This is a genomic window from Kineococcus glutinatus, assembly GCF_039542765.1.
Lineage (GTDB): Bacteria > Actinomycetota > Actinomycetes > Actinomycetales > Kineococcaceae > Kineococcus_A > Kineococcus_A glutinatus.
The window spans coordinates 1-1322 of the sequence record NZ_BAABIL010000403.1; the positions used below are offsets into that span (position 1 = coordinate 1).

Consider the following 1322-nt stretch of genomic DNA (forward strand, 5'->3'; position numbering starts at 1 on the left):
CGCCGCGTCCCCGGGCTCGGCGCGCACCACGACGTCGACGGTGGCGCCGGAGTCGGGGAAGGCGGCCGTGAGGCGCTGCACCGCCGCCACCGTGTCGAAGTGGTCCGGCAGCGCGTCCGCGCCGGGCAGCGCGGTGCGCATCCCCAGCGCGGGCACCGCGAGGGCCACCACGGCCGCACCGCCGGCCACCAGCGCGACGGCGGGACGGGCCGCCGAGGCCGCCGCGAGACGGCTCCACGAGAAGCGGCCCGGCGCGGTCTCCGCCGACCGGGGGGTGCCGCGGCGGCGCAGCCGGGGCAGCCGCACGGCCTCCACCCGGTCGCCCAGCACCACGAGCACCGCCGGCAGCAGCGTCGCCGAGGCCAGCACCGCCACCGCCACGACCAGCACCCCGCCGAGGGCCAGGGACGTGTAGAGGCCGCCCGCCACGAGCATCCCCGTCATGGACACGACGACCGTGGCGCCGGAGACCACGACGGCGCGCCCGGAGGTGCGGGCGGCCAGCAGCACCGAGTCCCGCACCGACGCCCCCTCGGCTCGGGCCGCGCGGGCCCGGCGCAGCACGAACAGGGCGTAGTCCACGCCGACGGCCAGCCCGATGAGCAGCGTGAGGCTGGCGGCCGTGTCCGCGACGGGCTGGACGCGGGAGACGAGGGCGGTGAGCCCCAGGGCGACCACCACCGCCACCAGCCCCAGCACCACGGGCACGACGGCGGAGACGAGGGAGCCGAACGCCAGCAGCAGCACGACCAGGGTGAGGGGGATGCTCAGCAGCTCCGCGCGGCGGAACTCCGCGTCCAGCTGCTCGCCGACCTCCCGGTCGATCGAGGCGGGCCCCACCTGCCCGACCTGCCAGCCCGGGTGCGCCCGCGCCAGGTCCGCGGTGCGCTCCAGTGAGGCGGCGACGTCCTCGGCCCCGTCCTCCTCCGGCGGGGTGTCCATCACGAGGGCCACCACCCACGTGCGCCCGTCGGCGGACAGCGCCCCCCGCTCGACACCGGTGACGTGCGGGGTGGCGGCGTAGGTGCGCTCCACCTCCGCCTGCAGCGCCGCGACGGCGGCGGGGTCCAGGGCGCCGGGCGCGGTGACGACGACGGTCTCGGTGCGCGGCTCGCCGAAGTCGGCGCCCTCCAGGGCCACCGCGGCGGCGCGGGAGTCGCCGACGAGCTCGTCGATCTCCCCGGTCGTCGTCGTGCCGCGGCTCAGCGGCACCACCGCGGCGGCGACGAGCAGCGCCCACGCCAGCAGCACCCACCAGCGGTGGTCGGCGCTGAACCGGGTGAGGGCCTGCCCGCGCGGCGGCGGCGCCCCGCCGTGCCGGG

General features: G+C 79.0%; 1 protein-coding gene. It reads right to left on the reverse strand.

Annotated elements, in window-relative coordinates; genetic code table 11:
• Nucleotides 1-1322, reverse strand: a 1322-nt coding sequence (locus ABEB16_RS14670; protein ID WP_345712979.1) for an MMPL family transporter, incomplete at both ends; no start/stop codon positions are given.